At 37.4% G+C, this 17,020-nt stretch carries 12 protein-coding genes and 1 pseudogene; 7 read left to right on the top strand and 6 right to left on the bottom strand.

The features are described 5' to 3' along the window. The first annotated feature begins 34 nt into the window (after nt 1–34). The 5 genes from BMW64_RS17000 (at nt 35) to BMW64_RS16980 (ending at nt 4,982) form a co-directional block, all read left to right on the top strand. Complete coding sequence (locus BMW64_RS17000; RefSeq protein ID WP_090001309.1) at nt 35–2,953, top strand: peptidoglycan-binding domain-containing protein; 2,919 nt, start codon at nt 35–37, stop codon at nt 2,951–2,953. A gap of 2 nt (nt 2,954–2,955) precedes the next feature. Then, the gene (locus BMW64_RS16995; RefSeq protein WP_090001305.1) at nt 2,956–3,318 is read left to right on the top strand and encodes a hypothetical protein; all 363 of its coding nucleotides are present in this window, start codon (nt 2,956–2,958) and stop codon (nt 3,316–3,318) included. Nucleotides 3,319–3,346: 28 nt separating this feature from the next. After that, complete coding sequence (locus BMW64_RS16990) at nt 3,347–4,051, top strand: DUF7587 domain-containing protein (RefSeq protein ID WP_090001303.1); 705 nt, start codon at nt 3,347–3,349, stop codon at nt 4,049–4,051. Nucleotides 4,052–4,061: 10 nt separating this feature from the next. After that, nucleotides 4,062–4,424 carry a hypothetical protein gene (locus BMW64_RS16985; protein WP_090001301.1) on the top strand — a complete coding sequence of 121 codons (363 nt, stop codon included), beginning with the start codon at nt 4,062–4,064 and terminating at the stop codon, nt 4,422–4,424. 291 nt (nt 4,425–4,715) lie between these two features. After that, the gene (locus BMW64_RS16980) at nt 4,716–4,982 is read left to right on the top strand and encodes a hypothetical protein (protein WP_143052722.1); all 267 of its coding nucleotides are present in this window, start codon (nt 4,716–4,718) and stop codon (nt 4,980–4,982) included. Nucleotides 4,983–5,209: 227 nt separating this feature from the next. On the opposite strand, the gene BMW64_RS16975 is transcribed toward BMW64_RS16980, so the two are convergent. After that, a complete protein-coding gene (locus BMW64_RS16975; protein ID WP_090001297.1) occupies nt 5,210–6,994 on the bottom strand; it encodes an alkaline phosphatase in 1,785 nt (594 codons plus the stop codon). Between the two features lie 5 nt (nt 6,995–6,999). Continuing rightward, entirely contained in the window at nt 7,000–8,130 is a 1,131-nt protein-coding gene (locus BMW64_RS16970; RefSeq protein ID WP_090001295.1) for an alkaline phosphatase, read from the bottom strand. A 275-nt stretch (nt 8,131–8,405) separates the two neighbouring features. Here BMW64_RS16970 and BMW64_RS16965 point away from each other — a divergent pair, with 275 nt between their 5' ends. After that, a complete protein-coding gene (locus BMW64_RS16965) occupies nt 8,406–11,171 on the top strand; it encodes a SusC/RagA family TonB-linked outer membrane protein (protein WP_090001293.1) in 2,766 nt (921 codons plus the stop codon). Between the two features lie 23 nt (nt 11,172–11,194). Further along, entirely contained in the window at nt 11,195–12,931 is a 1,737-nt protein-coding gene (locus BMW64_RS16960) for a RagB/SusD family nutrient uptake outer membrane protein (RefSeq protein WP_090001291.1), read from the top strand. Nucleotides 12,932–13,024: 93 nt separating this feature from the next. Here BMW64_RS16960 and BMW64_RS16955 read toward each other — a convergent pair whose 3' ends face one another. From BMW64_RS16955 to BMW64_RS16945, 4 genes and pseudogenes are all read right to left on the bottom strand, one after another. Further along, complete coding sequence (locus tag BMW64_RS16955) at nt 13,025–14,185, bottom strand: FAD-dependent oxidoreductase (protein WP_090001289.1); 1,161 nt, start codon at nt 14,183–14,185, stop codon at nt 13,025–13,027. A gap of 24 nt (nt 14,186–14,209) precedes the next feature. Then, nucleotides 14,210–14,968 (bottom strand): helix-turn-helix domain-containing protein, encoded by a 759-nt coding sequence (locus tag BMW64_RS16950; protein ID WP_090001287.1) that lies wholly within the window; start codon nt 14,966–14,968, stop codon nt 14,210–14,212. 123 nt (nt 14,969–15,091) lie between these two features. Continuing rightward, nucleotides 15,092–15,190: pseudogene (locus BMW64_RS20960) on the bottom strand (AraC family transcriptional regulator); the annotation flags it as partial. A 113-nt stretch (nt 15,191–15,303) separates the two neighbouring features. Then, a complete protein-coding gene (locus BMW64_RS16945; protein WP_090001285.1) occupies nt 15,304–16,767 on the bottom strand; it encodes an OmpA family protein in 1,464 nt (487 codons plus the stop codon). Nucleotides 16,768–17,020: the final 253 nt, after the last annotated feature.

The raw sequence follows: 17,020 nt of genomic DNA, 5'->3' as shown, positions 1-17,020 counted from the left end.
CTAGCAGAATGAATTTTATCTAATAACCAATACCATGAGCAGACATAAAAAAACATTTGCGCCCAGGGCCAGCAGGTCCGGATCGCAAAATATCCATCGTAAAGAAGATGAAGAAAATCAAGAAAAAATTACCAGCCAGGATGTTACCATCTCCCTCGCCAAAACAGAAGTTACCCAAATAACGTACAGTCTTTTTAGAAACAGAGCATTTAAAAAGGTAGAAAATGGATCAGTCACCATCAAGTTTTTAGAAAAAGGTCCGCATGTTTTAATTCTCCATAAAGCGCTCAATACACTAGGCTATAAAGCCGTTGGAAATGGATCTTCTTTTTGGAAGGAAACGAAAATGGCACTTATAAGTTTTCAACAGAAGAATAATATTACGGCAACAGGAATTTTTAACAGGGAGACATTGTTGAAAATGGATGAGGTGTTGGGGAAAAGTAAAGATGAAAAACCTAAAAAGGATGATGCTGTCTTATCAGCAACAGAAAAACCTAAAACCAATAATTCTATAGATGATGACTCTGTTATTTATACTATTGTTGTAGCAAAAAATCAGAAATTTAATGGGAAACTCATTCAGACCGATGAGGATCTCAACCACTTTGCAGAGCAACAAATGAAGTTGACCCGTCATCTGAAGTGGAATCCAAAATTTACTGATGAAAAGGTGAAAGATATAGTTGCCAAAGGAGGATCTGTAAATTACAGAATATCGGCTAAAGAACATACCATAGAAAAAGAAACTGAAGCTTTATCACCCAATAAAAAACAATTTATTCGGAATCCGGCAAGTACTGCGGATTACATTCAGAATACACGCATCCTTGATCTGTTAAAACAATTATCGGAGGAAGAAATGGCCGATTATAAAAATAAAGTATCGAAGGAAACAAATGATTTAACAGCTATTGAGGAATCGCTGAAATCATACATCAAAGAACGAGACAAAAACCTTAGAAACCGTGATGAATTAGAAACTGTGAAAACTAAACTCTATGGTTTAGAAGATTTATATGAAGAATATGCAGCATACAAATCACTTCTTTCTTACAACAGGCCTGTACATTCCGGACAAAGATTTAGTACATCTAAAATAGAAGACGAACGTATTGAAAGAATAAATGCACGAAACAATGCAGCTGAAGAAAAGCTTACTGAAAATTTAAATAAGAATGGATTTAAGTCTATTTCAGAATTTGAAAGTTTTATAAAAAGATATGAAACAGCCTTTGAAACCGAAACCGTTCGCCTTGGCGTTGAAATGCTGCAAAGTTACAAACATACCTTATACCAGGAAGAAAAAAAATTAAATGATCCCGTCTTTTTAGACCGTCTGTCACAAAGCATTATAAAGTCTGGAGCTAAAGAAAATTATGAAACAGGAACATCAATAAAAAATAGTTCAAAAAAGGTTCTTGAGCATGGGATATCCTATATTGATCAACAGGAATATAGCCTTGGGCAATCCAAAATAGATAATGCCAATAAATCGATAAACCAACTTTCCAGTCAGACACCATTGGTTAACGATCCTGCTTTTGATAAAGAAGAGTTTGCAGAAATAAGTAATAAAACAGATTTAAAAGCATTTTTGAATGAATATATCACTTCACAAAACGAAAAAGTAGATCGTGTAATCAATAATATCAAAGAGAATCCCGAGCATATCTATGAGCTCGATAATTTGTTTAAAGCTTCTTACGAAAAACAACATATTGAAAAAGGAAGTATTTATGATCGTATTATTACCGCAAAATATGACCGTTTAAAAGGTTTAAAAATACTGTTGGCCATTTGCGAAGGGATTTTTGCACTTGCGCTTATCGTGGTAACCTGGGGTGCTGCTACTCCGGTAGTAATTGCAGGTGGTGCCTTGTCATTGGCAGTCAGTATTAATGTCGCTTACGAAACAATAAACGAATACAAAGACAATAAAGAGTTTCATGATGTCGGCTTACTCTCCGATGATCCGAGTTTGGTTTGGGTTGTCGTTGCCATTGCAGGAGTTGCGTTAGATGCAGCAGCATTGGGAGCTGTATTAAAATCTGCGAAGCCTATTGCCGCAGCCGGCAAAGCCTTTAATGAAGCAGAGGATGCCACAAATGCAATAGCCAAACTTGAAAGTGATTTGGCTAAAATTGAAGGTCTTGAGGAAAGAGTACAGCAAAATATTGTAAGACAGGCCAAAATCCAGGCTCAGGAGAAAAAAATATTAGACGGTTTTGTAAAAGCCCGCCAGCTTACTTATGCTACAATTCCCGGTCTTCCCCAGGCAGGCGAATTGTTAGCCAGAGCAGTATTTGCTATTCGAAAAGGAATTGTTACATTTGATAGCTTTATAGCCGAGTTAAAATTAGCTAAAGTAATAAAAGAAACGGGATTAAACCCCGAAGAGCTGCTTGCGGTGAAAAATGCTTTTGAAAAAGCAAGAACTTTAGCCAAAGATGAAAAACTAGTCGCTGAACTTGAGAAAGCTATTGCTGAGAATGATGTGGCGAAGGTGAAGAGTTTGCTGGAGGAAATATCCACCGATGCAAAGAAGGGACATACATATCCTGAGTTAGATGAGCAAAGTATAAGCTTCAATCGTTTTAGAGATAAAAAAGCACATAGAACAGAAATAGCTAATGCCAAACCTGGAGATTATTTAAAACATAAAAAAGCCAAAACAGTAGAACAAGCAATTAAATTTTCTAAAAACGGAGGTGCAGCACAATATTTACCTGATGTTAATATTAATGCTTTAGAAAAATTAGCTTTGCAAAAGGGAACGGTTTTTATTCCTAAAAATAATAAAAATGTAACCTACTTTTTCTATAAATCAAATAGAATTATAGGCTATGACAATGGAATACCAACGGAATGGATTAGGGCAGAAATTTCATCAGGATTTCACCATAGCCATCCAATAAATACGAATAGGTTATCAAAATATATAAATTTTTAATTATGAGAACTCAATTATTTAACGAAAAAGATTTTGAACAAATTACACTTACAGTAAATAATGATTGGAAAATAATATATAATAAATTAACTATTTTTGATCCCGAAATTCATGAATTAACAGAAGAAGAGTTTGATTTTTATACATTAGGTTTATTTACTCAAAATATGACTCAAATAGAATCAAAAGACAAAAAACTTTTAATAGATATAGGATGGTATCCCGACTCAGAAATTAATGGAGAGTTTTTACTGCAAGTGCTTCCAATAAAAGATGGAGATTGTGACTGGTTTAATCCTATTGCAGAATTTAGGACACGCTCACTGAAACAACTAGTTTTAAAAATTGAAGAATTAACCAAATAACACAGTTCCGGCAAGGCTATCCGACTTTTTGGATAGCCTTATTTTTGGAAAAGGAATTGTTAAATTTGATAGCTTTATAGCCGAGTTAAAATTAGCTAAAGTAATAAAAGAAACGGGATTAAACCCCGAAGAGCTGCTTGCGGTGAAAAATGCTTTTGAAAAAGCAAGAACTTTAGCCAAAGATGAAAAACTAGTCGCTGAACTTGAGAAAGCTATTGCTGAGAATGATGTAGCTAAGGTGAAGAGTTTGCTGGAGGAAGGTAAGAAGTTAGCAGATTGGGAAAAAGCATTTGATAAAAAATTTATAGAATATTTAAATCAATATAGTAATAGTATTACTAATCCTAAGGGTATTAATAAAGTGTGGCGAGTTCTTAGAGACGATCAAAGTGCTTATAGTGAAATTATCGCAAAAAGCGAGAATGGTCTTACAAAATCCGGATCACCCTTTACTATAGAAGGTCACGTAGGTACCGGAAGTAGAACAGAAACTCCATATATATCATCATTTCAAGATAAAGGAATGGCTATAGAAAGAGGTTTAAAAGATGGAAAAGCAGTTGTGGAAATTGATTTGACAAAAGTTGAAGGACATTTTTTTGATCTCTCTGATGAAATGGTGAGAAATTCACTAATTAAAAATCCTAGAACTAGACGTTTCGCGCAAGCATCTTCAGAATTTTTAATAGTTACTGACAGAATACCTTTAAATGCAATAAAACCAATAAAATAAATTAATAAAAATGAATAACACAGAAGAACTAGAAAAGAATCTTAATGATTTGCTTTATAATGAAAAAGAAGGATTATTAATGAATTTTCATTTTAACAAAGGGATTGACTACAATAAGTTAGATAAATTGTATGAATATCTAGAACAATTCAAATCTAACTACAAACTTGAAAGTTACGTTCCAAAAAGAATTATGTTTATATTAATAGGAATAATGCCATCTTTATATATGGACATTAATTTATATTCAGACGATTCTCAGGTTCAACAAGAGTATTTTGAAGTGATTTATAAATTAGATACAGCTTTAATGATGTGTTTAAATCCTGATTTGGAGGATCCATTCATTAATACTCCACTAAAAGATTTATAGATTGTAGTCTGATAATTTTTTAGAATTTAACAAGAAGTAGGGAAAATAAAAAGAACGGATGACTCAACAGTTATCCGTTTTTATCATTTAGTACAAAGAATTGTTACATTTGATAGCTTTGTGGCCGAACTTTAACTGGCCAAACTGGTAAGCGATTCAGGATTAAATCCTGAAGAATTAGTTTTAGTTAAACAGACTTTTGAAGAAGCGAGTACATTAGCTAAGGATGATAAGCTGGTTGCTGAACTTGAGAAAGCTATTGCTGAGAATGATGTAGCTAAGGTGAAGAGTTTGCTGGGGGAAGAAATAGGAAGAGTAAAGAAACCTGCTGGAGAAATTGAAAGATACAAAACATTTAGTGATAACTCTCATGTGCCCTCCAGATACTCAAGCGATCCAAGGTTTAATGATTTAGCAACAGACCCTGCTCACGTTGGCAACAAATCTATTAGTGCTGCTTCAAGGCAAGAAGCAATGGCTGGCTTAGAAGCTGAATCACAAGGATTAATTAAAGGGCCGATTGAAAGGGGTCCTGCTGAAATTGAGTTTTATGGGTAGTGTCTCACTAACTGTGTAACTTACACAGTTAGTGAAATACTACCAACAATGATTCCATTTATCTATTCTCGTATGGAGAATATCAGCCGGCAAGATATATGCTGTTTTTAGAGGGTATTTGGAAATGTTATAATGTGTAAATTGAATTAGTCAATACTTAATCTAACAGTTACAATTAAATTGAATAACTTTAACAGATTAAGTATTGACTAATCACATTTTGCCTCTCACTCCTTGATCTTCAGAGACTGTAATATTTTATGAAAAATTTCATTATTTTCATAAACTCCCATAAAATTTTCCGTGCCTGGTCCGTACGAAAATACCGGAATAAGTGTCGCCGAATGGTCTTCTGTCGTAAAATCTCCTTCAATCGTACTCGTTGCCATATCTCCATGCGGAATGCTGAAGCCCCCAGTCTCATGATCTGCAGTGATAACCACTAATGTTCCAGGATTTTTATCGGCAAACTGGATGGCTTTTGTAATAGCCCTGTCAAAATCAATTCCTTCAGTTACAATCGTTCCGACATTATTGGCATGGCCGCCGCTGTCGATTTGTGCCCCTTCAATCATGATGAAGAAGGGTTTATTTTTACTTTTTAAAAATTCGAGACTGCTTTCTACGGTTTCTGCCAGAATATTTCCACGGCCTTTCAATACCTGCGGCACTCCCTTATCGGAAAAGTAATAGGCCAGCCGGTCGGCTTTGCTTTCTGCAATTTCTTTTGTGTTTTCTGCCACTTTAAAATTATTCAGACCGGAAACCTTAGACTTCCCTCCTGCCGCAAAAAAACTTAATTTTGAAGTGATGAGGTCTGATGCGATTTCCTTTTCCATGCCGCGGTCTTTTTGGTGAGCATAAAACGCAGACGGAGTTGCTCCTACGATTTCATCGGTGGTGATGACGGCCGTATTAAAGCCTTTTTCAGAGAGAATTTCGGTCATGTTCGGGATAGCTTTGCCTGAAGGGTCAACACCAATAAAACGGTTGTTGGTCTTTTTTCCGGTTGCAAAAGCACTGGCGCCGGCCGCAGAGTCCGTGGTAAAATTATCAGCAGATGTCGTTTTTATCAATCCAATATTTTTAAGCTGAGTCAGCGTCAGCTGTCCTTTATTTGCTAAAACAGAAGACGAAATTTGCGAAAGTCCGTTTCCGTCGCCGATCAGAAGAATTACATTTTTTACCGGGATATTTTTATTTTCATATAAAAATTTAGGCTGATAAACATCACTGGTCAACGTATTTCTAAAAGTCCTTTCATCAAGTTTTTTAAGATAATCGGCACATTCTTTTGGATGATCTGTGTTGATGTAATCCACTCCTGCATGTGCAAAGAATTCCCACGAAGTTTTACCGTCAGGAATGGCCCAAAACCTGAAAGGCTTATGAAAGGCTTTTGCTTTTTGAATGACTGCCTTTACTTTTGGAAGGTCTTCCACCGTCAGTCCGCCTTTCCCGTTCCAGCCAGAATATTCTTTAAAATTTAAGCTTACAAGTCCCACTCTTTTCCATTGTTCGGGGGTAAGATTCTGTAATGACTGATAATCGAAGGTAATGAAATCCGGATACGACGAAAATTTTTCAGGAGATGGTTTATTGCCGGAAATGACAAAACTGATATTTTTTGAAGCGGTTATGTCAGTATATTTTGAGATCTCAGAAACGATCTTTTTCAGGGTAGCTTCTCCTTCTGTCTTCAGATCAATTAAAATCTGGACCGGCTGATCTTTTATAATACCCAATTCTAAAGCTTTCCGGATAGGTTTGAGATAAAGATTATCGAAAGTTCTTTCTTTTTTAATATCTTTCTGCTCATGCGACACGTAAAGCTGATTATCAACAAGATAAACATCGGCTTCAATAGATGTTGCGCCCGCTTCCAAAGCATACCAGAAAGGAACTTTCTGTTCGTAATCGTTGTGCGAATGGGCAGCGTAATGTTGTGCAAAAACAAAGCTCCCTATCGTTAATGCAACAGCAATATTTATTTTTTTTAAGTTTAAAAGCATAGTTTCTATTTTATGTTAACTCCAGATCTTTTTAAAGCCTCAACCAGTTTATGGTAGATTGTATTATTCGGATATACCCCTGAAAACAGCTCTTCTCCTTTTCCCATGGCGAAAACCGGCACTAAAGCTGCTGTATGCTGCCCGTCGATAAAATTAACCTGAACTTTATCTTTTACTTCCTGCGGTTTTCCTGAAGCATCTTTTTCCATAAATTTTCCTATGCTTGCTCCCCCAGTCTCGTGATCGGCAGTGACCACCAGTAAGGTATTAGGATTCTTCTTAATAAAATCCATAACAACACCCATTGTTTTATCGAAATCAAGGACTTCTTTTACCATCATTTCAGCATTGTTTGCATGGCCTCCCCAATCGATAAACGAGCCTTCTACCATCAGGAAAAAAGGCTCATTTTTCTGCGATAAAAAGTCCAGCGCCATTTGTGTAGCTTCCGGAAGAAAATCTTTTCGTCCCTGTACTTTATTAGGTAGTTCGTCCTGTGCCATTAAATACAGATTTCTCTTTCCTGCTGCAGGTTTTGAGAGAGAGGTCGTATCAATTCTGTAATTTTTTTTCGTCAGATCTTTCAGCAAATCTTTGTTGTCTTTCCTTTTATTAAAGAACTTTAAACCGCCTCCTGCTGCAAAATCAACATCAGATTTTATAAAATCTAAGGCGATATCTTCATGAAGATCACGGTCTTTTACATGGGCATAATAAGCCGCCGGAGTGGCATGAGTAATGCTTGTAAGACAAACCAATCCCGTTTTATATCCCTTATCCTGTAACTGCTCCAAAATCGTGGGAATTGCCAGGGAATCTTTATTTACCCCGATTGCCCTTTTGTACGTTTTTTGTCCCGTTGACAGAGCCGTAGCCCCCGCCGCAGAATCCGTCACACGGTCGCTGGTGCTGGAAGTTTCAGAAAGTCCGACATATTTAAAATTCTGGAAATTTGGTTTCCCATCTCCAAAATAGAAAGCAGAGGTGACCTGCGAAACGCCCATTCCGTCACCGATCATAAAAATGATATTAACCGGTTTTTGGGTTTGGGCACTCAGAAAAGATTCTAAAAGAAGCATTAAAACAACAGCAACCCTTCTTATATTAAGGCTTTTACAAACATAGTACATATTCATTATTATTTTGATAATTAATTATTTTAAAAACAATGGGCAAAATTACATCAAATACAGGTTTTAAAAAGTGGAGTTAATAACACACAAACCAATATTAACAGCTCATTTGCTCATTAGAAGGCAGTTGCCACACTTCGATTAACATAAAGTTCATTGAAATTTAATTTTTCGCAATAAAGTTTACATTTTGTTAAATTTAAAAAGCAGTTACTTAACGGTAATTTAACGACAATTGGAAAGAATCGAACCTAATTTTGCACGAAAATAATTAAGGAATGAAACGTATTTACCTCGTGCCAACTGTTTTGATGGGTTGTGTCAGCTTAACATTTGCACAAAAAAAAGAAACTGATACCATCAAGAGTAAAGACAAACTCAAGGATATTGAAGAAATCGTGATGGTAGGATATGGATCCCAGAAAAAATCTGATGTGACGGGTGCAATAGGATCTGTAAGAAGCGGAGATTTCAATAAAGGATTGGTTGCGAATGTAGGACAACTGTTGCAGGGAAAGATTGCCGGGGTAAATGTTGCGAATGTAAGTGGTGAGCCGGGAGCCAATCAGGATATCGTGATCCGTGGGGTTGGAAGTTTGCGTTCAGGAACAACTCCACTCTATGTGATCGATGGTTTTGTGATCGACAACAGCAGTACAGGAGTTGCCAACAACCCGATGAACTTCATCAATACACAGGATATTGAATCCATTGATGTTCTGAAAGATGCTTCTGCTGCTGCTATTTATGGAGCAAGAGCCGCAAACGGGGTTATCATCATCACCACCAAAAAAGGTAAAAAAGGAAGAATGCAGATGAACCTTTCTTCTAATCTTACCGTTTCTCATTTAGCCAATAAAATGGATGTCTTCAATGCCGACGAATTCAGAAGACAGGTCACCGCTATGGGGGCGAAGCTCGATGATATGGGCGGAAATACAGACTGGCAGGATGAGCTTACAAGAACCGCAATCTCTAATAATGTTAATTTCTCAGCATCAGGAGCTACGGAAAATTCAAACTATTATGCAACGTTGGGATATGAAAATCAGGAAGGTATTTTGTATAATAACAATCTGAGAAGATATTCAGGACGTATCAATGTTTCTCAGAAAGCTTTTGACGGAAGGGTAAATGTTGATTTTAATATCAGTGGCGCCAGAACTGAAAACAACAGACCGAGCGTTACCAGCATGGTTTCTACAATGCTTACTTTAAATCCTACATATCCTGCTTACACCAACGGCGCTCCGACAACGGTTTTCAATAATGGATCTTTCAACCCGCTGATCCGTCAGGACATTTATAAGGATTTTACAACCAATAACAGAATTTTAGCTAATTTTTCGCCTTCAGTAGAAATTATCAAAGGCTTAATTTATAAACTAAACTTAGGTGTAGATTATTCTTCGGCAGAAAGGGTGATTCAGAATATGCCGCACGCTATTCCTCTGGAAATCGGAACTTTAAATTTAAGCAACTATTCCAACAATAATACTTTGGTTGAAAATACGCTTACTTATAAATTTAATCTTGCTACGCATCATTTTAATGTAATGGCCGGACATTCTTATCAAAGATTAAAGCTTACGGCAAGAGGATGGTATTACGAAAATTTCCCTATCAATGGTATCGAGCCACAGTATCAGATTCCTGCCGCCGGAAAAAATAATTCCACCACATCGATTGCTGCCAATAAAAATGAGCTACAATCATGGTTTGGAAGGGTAAATTATGATTTCAACGACAAGTATTTATTGACCGCTACATTAAGAGCCGACGGTTCTTCTAAATTCGGAGGTAATAACAAATACGGAATTTTCCCATCAGTTGCAGCAGGATGGAACATCAGCAAAGAGCAATTTCTTTCCGATGTACAGGAAATCAGCAATTTGAAATTAAGAGCAAGCTGGGGTAAAACCGGAAATCAGGAAATTCCGGGGAAAGTTACCAAAAGAAGTTATCAGGCAGACTCTAACGGAACCGCACAGGCAACCTATCCTTTAAATGATAGTGGAAATTATCCTGTAGGCGTTTATCTGGTAAGAGCCGACAACCCGGACCTGCAGTGGGAAGTGACAACACAGACCAATATCGGATTAGATTTCGGAATCTTTAATAACAGATTAACCGGTACTGTAGATTTCTTCAGGAAAGTTTCCGATAATATCCTATTGGAAATCAACACCGTAGATCCTGTAGAACCTGCACCGAAAATGTGGAAGAATATTCCTGATATGAAGATCAATAATACCGGTTGGGAAATTTCTTTAAACTACAACAGCAATCCGAATAAAGCATTCACATACAGCATCGGAGGAAATGCATCTTTCATTAAAAATGTAATAAAAGATTCGCCTTACAAGGTTATTTCTACAGGAGAAGCGCAGGGCCCCGGAACAACCAATGCGGTTATCAACGGTTATCTGAACGGACAGCCCATCGGGACTTTCTATGTAAAGGAATTTTTAGGATTGAATGCCAACGGAACTAATATTTTCAGAGATGTAGACGGAGACGGAATTATCACGGATAATGACAGAGTTGCTGCAGGAAGTGCTCTTCCCGATTTTACATATAATTTATATTTAAAAGCTGCTTATAAAAATTTCGATTTGGGATTAAACTTTAATGGCGTTGCCGGAAACATGATCTACAACAATACAGCTTCCACCCTATTTACAAGAGGGCGACTGGGACTTTCACAAAATACCACAGATGCTGCCACCCAGTTTCCTAACGAAAGTCCGAACAATACCAATGTAATTTCAACAAGATATCTTGAAAAAGGAGATTTCTTCAGATTAAACAATGCCACCCTTGGATATAGTCTTGATCCTAAAATCTTAGGAATCGGCGATCATGTAAGAAACATACGACTGTCTGTAACCGCTCAGAATTTATTTGTCATCACAAAATATTCAGGTTTTGATCCGGAAATCAATACAGGGATTTCTCAGGGAGGAATTCAGTCTTTCGGTATTGATTACAGTACCTATCCGAAAGCAAGAAGCTTTATGTTCGGTGTTAATGTAGCATTTTAATTTAATTATTTAAAAAGAAAACAATGAAAAATAAAATTTTAATTTCCGTATTAAGTCTAAGCGCATTGGTTGCGGTAGGATGTACAAATCTTGATGAGCAGGTAATCGATGAATCACTTGATGCACAATCCAATAATATCGTAGAGTCTTTTGTTGCCCCTGCGTATGGCCCGCTTCCGGATGCATTTACCCATACTAAAAACTATGGTATGCAGCTGATCAGTACCGATGAGGCTATTTTGCCTCCGAGAGGAAGTGGAAACGACTGGTATGACGGCGGAAAATATATTGAGCTTCATCAGCACACCATGACGACGACTAATGTGGTTGTTCAGCAGACGTGGGATGCTTTCAGATTAATGATTTCAAGAACCATAACGGCGATTGAAAAGCTACAGCCACTTGCCGCCACAGACTCAAATGCGGCAAAGGCACTTTCCGAAATGCGGGCTTTGAGAGCGTACTATAATATGCTGGTTTTAGACTATTGGGGAGTTGCCTTTAAAAAAGATTCTGTCGGTCAGAATTCCCAGATTTTGAGACGACAGGAAGCCATTTCTTATATCGAAAGTGAATTTCTTGCTGTAGTCAATGATCTTGATAATACTCACGGGCCAGGAAGAATATCACAGGCTGCTGTGAATGGATTTTTAGCACAGCTTTACCTTAATGCAGCAGTATATAGAGATCCGTATGGAACACCTACTTTCTCTACCGCTGATATGGATAAAGTTATTGAATATACCAATAAGGTGATCAACTCAGGATTATATGTGCTCTCTCCGGAATATTTTGCCATTTTTGATGATAACAATCACACTAACAAAGAACTGATCTTTGCCATTGATCAGCGTCAGGATCTGAACACGTCTCATAACCGATTGGGATATTGGTCGCTGTCCGGAAGTCAGTATCCATTGGCTGCATTTCCAAAAGCAAACGGAACAGATGGGCCTGCCATTACTCCTGATTTCTACCAGACCTGGGTACAGGCTTACGGAAGCACAGATCCGGCACAGGCAGATGCCAGATTTTATAAAGAAAATTTCACTGTTCCTCAGAATTTAAAAGATCTAACAGGTATTACCCCTGCCAACGATGCCAATCACTATTTCCTTGTTGATGGCCCTACGTATGAAATCAACAGAGGAATCCAGAGAGGAATTCAGTGGGGGCTGAGAAATTCTGCGAACGGACAGCCTTTCCAGACCCTGAACGGACAATACAAAATCTATCCGATGATCGAGCAGAGAAACGGATTTACAAACTACGTAAACCACGTATTGGAAGTAGACCTGGAAGATCCTACCCATAAAGATTATGCCGACGGATACAGGGTTTCAAAATATCAGTTCAGCAGAACTTCGGATACGGGAAGAAACAGAGGAAACGCAGATATCGTTCTTTTACGTTTGGCCGATATTTATTTAATGAGAGCCGAAGCGCAGCTAAGAAAAGGAAATGCCGCGGCTGCATTATCAGACGTAAATTTTGTAAGAGCATCAAGAACTGCCAGACCTTCAGTTACGCCTCCTGCATTGACCAGTATTAATTTAAATACCCTTTACCGGGAAAGAGGTTTTGAGTTTTACTGGGAATATTCGAGAAGAACCGATATGATCCGTTTTGGACATTATGAAGACACATACACGTCAAAAACCAATACAGATGTAAGAAAAAGACTTTTCCCGATTCCTCAGACGGCTATTGACGGTGCTTCCAGTGTTCCGGGCTACCTGGTACAGAATCAGGGGTATTAATATTTAAACATTGATACAATTTATTTTGAATTATAAAAACAACCTCTCTTAGTGAGAGGTTGTTTATTTTAAAGATAGCTGCTGAACGGCCTTTTAATGCCTTTCGAACATTTTGACCATCGACTGCAACGCATTTTCCGAATGCATAAACTCCCCATTGGCCAGAGATTCACCTGCGATCAACGATGCCCTTTTACGCATAGATTCTTCATAGCCAATGATAGCCTGAAGGATATCTGTAAAATTGTCAGAAAGCAGATTGCGGCTTAATTCCAATGCATCCAGCATGGCCATGTTAACTCCTTCTCCCGCAAATGGCGGCATGACATGGGCAGCATCCCCAATGATGGTTACATTAGATTGAGATTCCCAATACTGATCCAGTGGTATACAGTAAATAGGTCTGGGTATAAAAGGAGGTACGGTCGCTATAAAAAGCTCATCCCAAATGTTGCTCCAGTCACCGTAAGAATCTTTAAACCATCGGAATACCTCATCATTATTATAATGGATGATACCGTTCTGTGTTTTCCAGTCTTCCGGAGCACGGAAGCTCGCATAAAAACCTATTTCCCAATTTGCCTTCTGACCCATCAGCAGATTTTGATTGTTTCCGAAAGCCATGATTTTACCACCTTCCAGCAGCGCATTGATACCGGGAGCAGTTTGAGAAGCATTGGGAATATTGCCTTCAAGCATCATAATTCCGGTATAAAAAGGCCTAATTTCTGTGACGTACGGACGAATTTTACTGTTTGCTCCGTCTGCGCCAATCACAAGATCTGCATATACGGATGGTTGATCTTTAAAATGTAAAAGCCAACCGGCGTTTTGTGATTCCATTGAAAGAAAATGACTGTTCCATATAACAGTTTCCGGTTCTAATGACTGCAATAATATCTTTCGTAGTACACCACGGTCGATCTCAGGACGGAAATATATGTTATTAAAATCTTCTTCCAGCTTATGACCATGATCACTAAAAAAAATTTCAGCCTTTTCATTCATGATTTTTTCACGATCTGCTCCGGGAAGAAAGTTTTTCTTAAACTCGTCCAGCAAATTGGCTTCACGTAAGGCAGCCAGACCAGAATCATAATGAAGGTCAAGTGGTGAACCCTGCACTCTGGCATTTTCATCAAAATCCCGTTCATAAACCTTGACATTGATGTTTTTCTGTTGTAGCAATTTGGCTAATGTAAGACCACCGGGACCTCCGCCAATTATCGCTACGCTTTTGTTTTCTAACAGCATAATTGAATTTTATATACTGCAAAGCTATTTCTTACCGTACACCAAAAATTGTAAAAATCGGCTGTTCTCATTTTTATTCAGCTCTTTTGGGGAAACACCGGAAAGCTTTTTAACCTCTTTAATGAAATGCGATTGATCGGTATAGTTCAGTTGTGGATAAAGATTTCCCTCCCAGATATGTTGCAGTGAAGCCTGAAATCGTAAAATATTGCAATAGGATTTTAATGAAACACCCAACTGCCGGTTAAAATATTGGTTGATCTGGCGGGGACTCCATCCTATGTTGGCGGCGAGTTCGTTAACTTTAACATCTCCATCAGCCACTATGATTTGATTAAATAAATTCCGTTTACGCTGATCAACAGCATCGGGAAGAAGAGAGATTACCTTATCGGTAACCTTTAGGCAAAAGGCTTCAAAATCAGTAAGATCATCAACAGTGAAATCCCAGAAATTATCGGGTAATATCCTGCCGGTATTGAGCAGTTTTGCCACAGGCATTTTAAGAATGTATTCAACAGCGAGAGGATGAAAGCTGACGGAGAAAAATTTTGATATGGGCTGCTTGGGTGCAATTTTGGGCTGTGTTTCCAATCCTAAAAGGGTAATATGAAAAGCTCCATTTTCATTTAAAGACAGAATAAGATCTATCTTGCCGTTTGGGATAATGATTCCTTCCTCTATTGTCGACATATTACTGAAAGAGGAAAAACAATATACAAAATCAGCAATCTGATGATGAGGTTCTATCAAATGAAATTGTAATGATTGTTTCGCTGTCATTTTTTAATAATAATCTATAAAACATCAATATTAGTTAAAATATTCATATATCACTTTCCTCCTTCAAGCCATTCTTTAAATATACTAACCTTTAAGCGGCTGACAATGGGCTGATTTTCAGATTTAACATAGTTTACTGAATGACTGGAAGTGTTCAAAACCCAGTTCATAAGCAATTTCACTTATAGATAAATTGGTTGTACTCGCTTTTCTTTTGTTTTTCTTCGTTTTCCATTATAAGTCTATTTTCTGTCAACTTATTTTAGGACGGGACAAGAAATAAAAAAAGACTGCCATTAATATGGCAGCCTCTTACTTTAGAAGTTATTTATTATTTATTTTGCTTTAAAATATACTCTTCTATTAGCTCTGTTTTTCCATTCAGGACATTTTGAAGCCGGGTCACATTCAGGATATTTAAGATCTTTTTTTCCGTTACCCTGAGCATCAAGTTTACCAGACTGTACTCCGTTCTGAATAAGATAATTTTTTACATTATTTGCTCTTTTCTCAGATAATCTCTGGTTGTAAGCTTCAGTTCCTCTAGTATCCGTAGCACCTACAACAGTATAAGAACCATCTGAAGAGTTGATATAGCTCACTGCATTATTCAAAATCGGCGTGTTTGAAGGTAAAATTCTGTCTGAATTAAGATCAAACTCGATTCCTTCTAATTTAGTTTCAGTCTCAGCTACAGCTCCCTGTCCCTGAGTTTGGTCAGGACATCCATTATTTTCAACGCTTCCAGGAACCGTTACACATTTATCGTAAAGATCGATTACTCCATCTAAATCTACATCTAATGCTACGCCAGAACCGTCAACTCTTGCACCTGCAGGAGTATCAAGCTGTCTGTCCCAATCGTCGCAAACTCCGTCATTATCGGCATCTCCGTTTTTACAAACAACAAGATCAGTGATTTTAGATTCAAGTACATTTATTTTATAGTAAGCTTCCTGCAAAGGATCATGCCACATTAGGTGAGACTCATGCTTCCCTAAGTTTACAGTAAGACCTAAAGTTGTGTTGATGAAGTTATCTGAGCTCTTATTATTTTTTCTGTTAATAGCGCTATATTGATTACCACCACCATCAAATGTATCATCTGTAGTTACTACATACATTACTCTTCCTTCAAGATCTAATCGGTTGCTGATCTTATATTTCAAACCGGCTCCTGCCTGCCCGAACAAAGATCCGAACTTAAATGGTTTAACCTCTTTCGTCATTCTTTGCCCCGTCTCATCTTTAAGATAAGCTCTGTATGCCAAAGTACCAATACCCGCATAACCATGCAATGCCCATCTGAATGGTGACTTATTATCAACTCTTCTTAGTAAGTTCGAGAAATTAATATCTCCCAAAATAGAGATCGCATCGTATTGCGTTCTTGCTCCGTACTGCATATTAGCAGCTGCATTTGCCGGTGCAGCATCTTTTGTGTTGAAATATCCTTGTCTAGTTTCACCACGGTCATATTGCAATTTTAAACCGAATGCATGAGTAATTGCTTTATCAACACTTACATACGCAGAGTATCCAAACAAATCTTTACCACTTCCCTTGCTTGTTTTAATAGATACCAAGTCTGCACTTTGCATTAATGGAACACCTGCCCCAAATGAAATTGACCAGTCATTGAATCTTTTTGAAGAGTTTGTGAACGGTTGTACATCAGCAGATCCCGAAGAAAAAGTATTCGGATATTGCGTATTATTCATTACCTGAAGCGAATCCTGGGCAAAAAGGCATGTGGGTAATGCGATTGCCAACGATAAGATTGATAGTTTTGATTTCATATTATTTTTTTTAATGTTTCTTTAAGAAAAGCTGTAAAAAATAAACCTAAATTCGTTTTATTCTTAAGTTTCAGCTTGTGCTCATCATTATTCAATTATTATACCATTTATCGATTTGAGAGGCATTTGAGAGGCTTAAGAACGATATTAAACAGCGAAAAATTTTAAAAATATGGTACCTAAACTACCTTACAGATCAGCGGTTTATATCATTTGTTATGTGTAGCATATTAATTCTATATTATTTAAATTT

Origin of the sequence: Chryseobacterium taichungense (assembly GCF_900109935.1) — a bacterium.
Taxonomy (GTDB): domain Bacteria; phylum Bacteroidota; class Bacteroidia; order Flavobacteriales; family Weeksellaceae; genus Chryseobacterium; species Chryseobacterium taichungense.
Note: the sequence above shows the minus strand (reverse complement) of the source record. Positions and strands in the feature narration are given on the sequence as shown.

Coding starts and splice junctions, on each gene's coding strand:
- BMW64_RS17000 (WP_090001309.1), top strand. CDS start 35: ATGAGCAGACATAAAAAAACATTTGCGCCCAGGGCCAGCAGGTCCGGA.
- BMW64_RS16995 (WP_090001305.1), top strand. CDS start 2,956: ATGAGAACTCAATTATTTAACGAAAAAGATTTTGAACAAATTACACTT.
- BMW64_RS16985 (WP_090001301.1), top strand. CDS start 4,062: ATGAATAACACAGAAGAACTAGAAAAGAATCTTAATGATTTGCTTTAT.
- BMW64_RS16975 (WP_090001297.1), bottom strand. CDS start 6,994: ATGCTTTTAAACTTAAAAAAAATAAATATTGCTGTTGCATTAACGATA.
- BMW64_RS16970 (WP_090001295.1), bottom strand. CDS start 8,130: ATGAATATGTACTATGTTTGTAAAAGCCTTAATATAAGAAGGGTTGCT.
- BMW64_RS16965 (WP_090001293.1), top strand. CDS start 8,406: ATGAAACGTATTTACCTCGTGCCAACTGTTTTGATGGGTTGTGTCAGC.
- BMW64_RS16960 (WP_090001291.1), top strand. CDS start 11,195: ATGAAAAATAAAATTTTAATTTCCGTATTAAGTCTAAGCGCATTGGTT.
- BMW64_RS16955 (WP_090001289.1), bottom strand. CDS start 14,185: ATGCTGTTAGAAAACAAAAGCGTAGCGATAATTGGCGGAGGTCCCGGT.
- BMW64_RS16950 (WP_090001287.1), bottom strand. CDS start 14,968: ATGACAGCGAAACAATCATTACAATTTCATTTGATAGAACCTCATCAT.
- BMW64_RS16945 (WP_090001285.1), bottom strand. CDS start 16,767: ATGAAATCAAAACTATCAATCTTATCGTTGGCAATCGCATTACCCACA.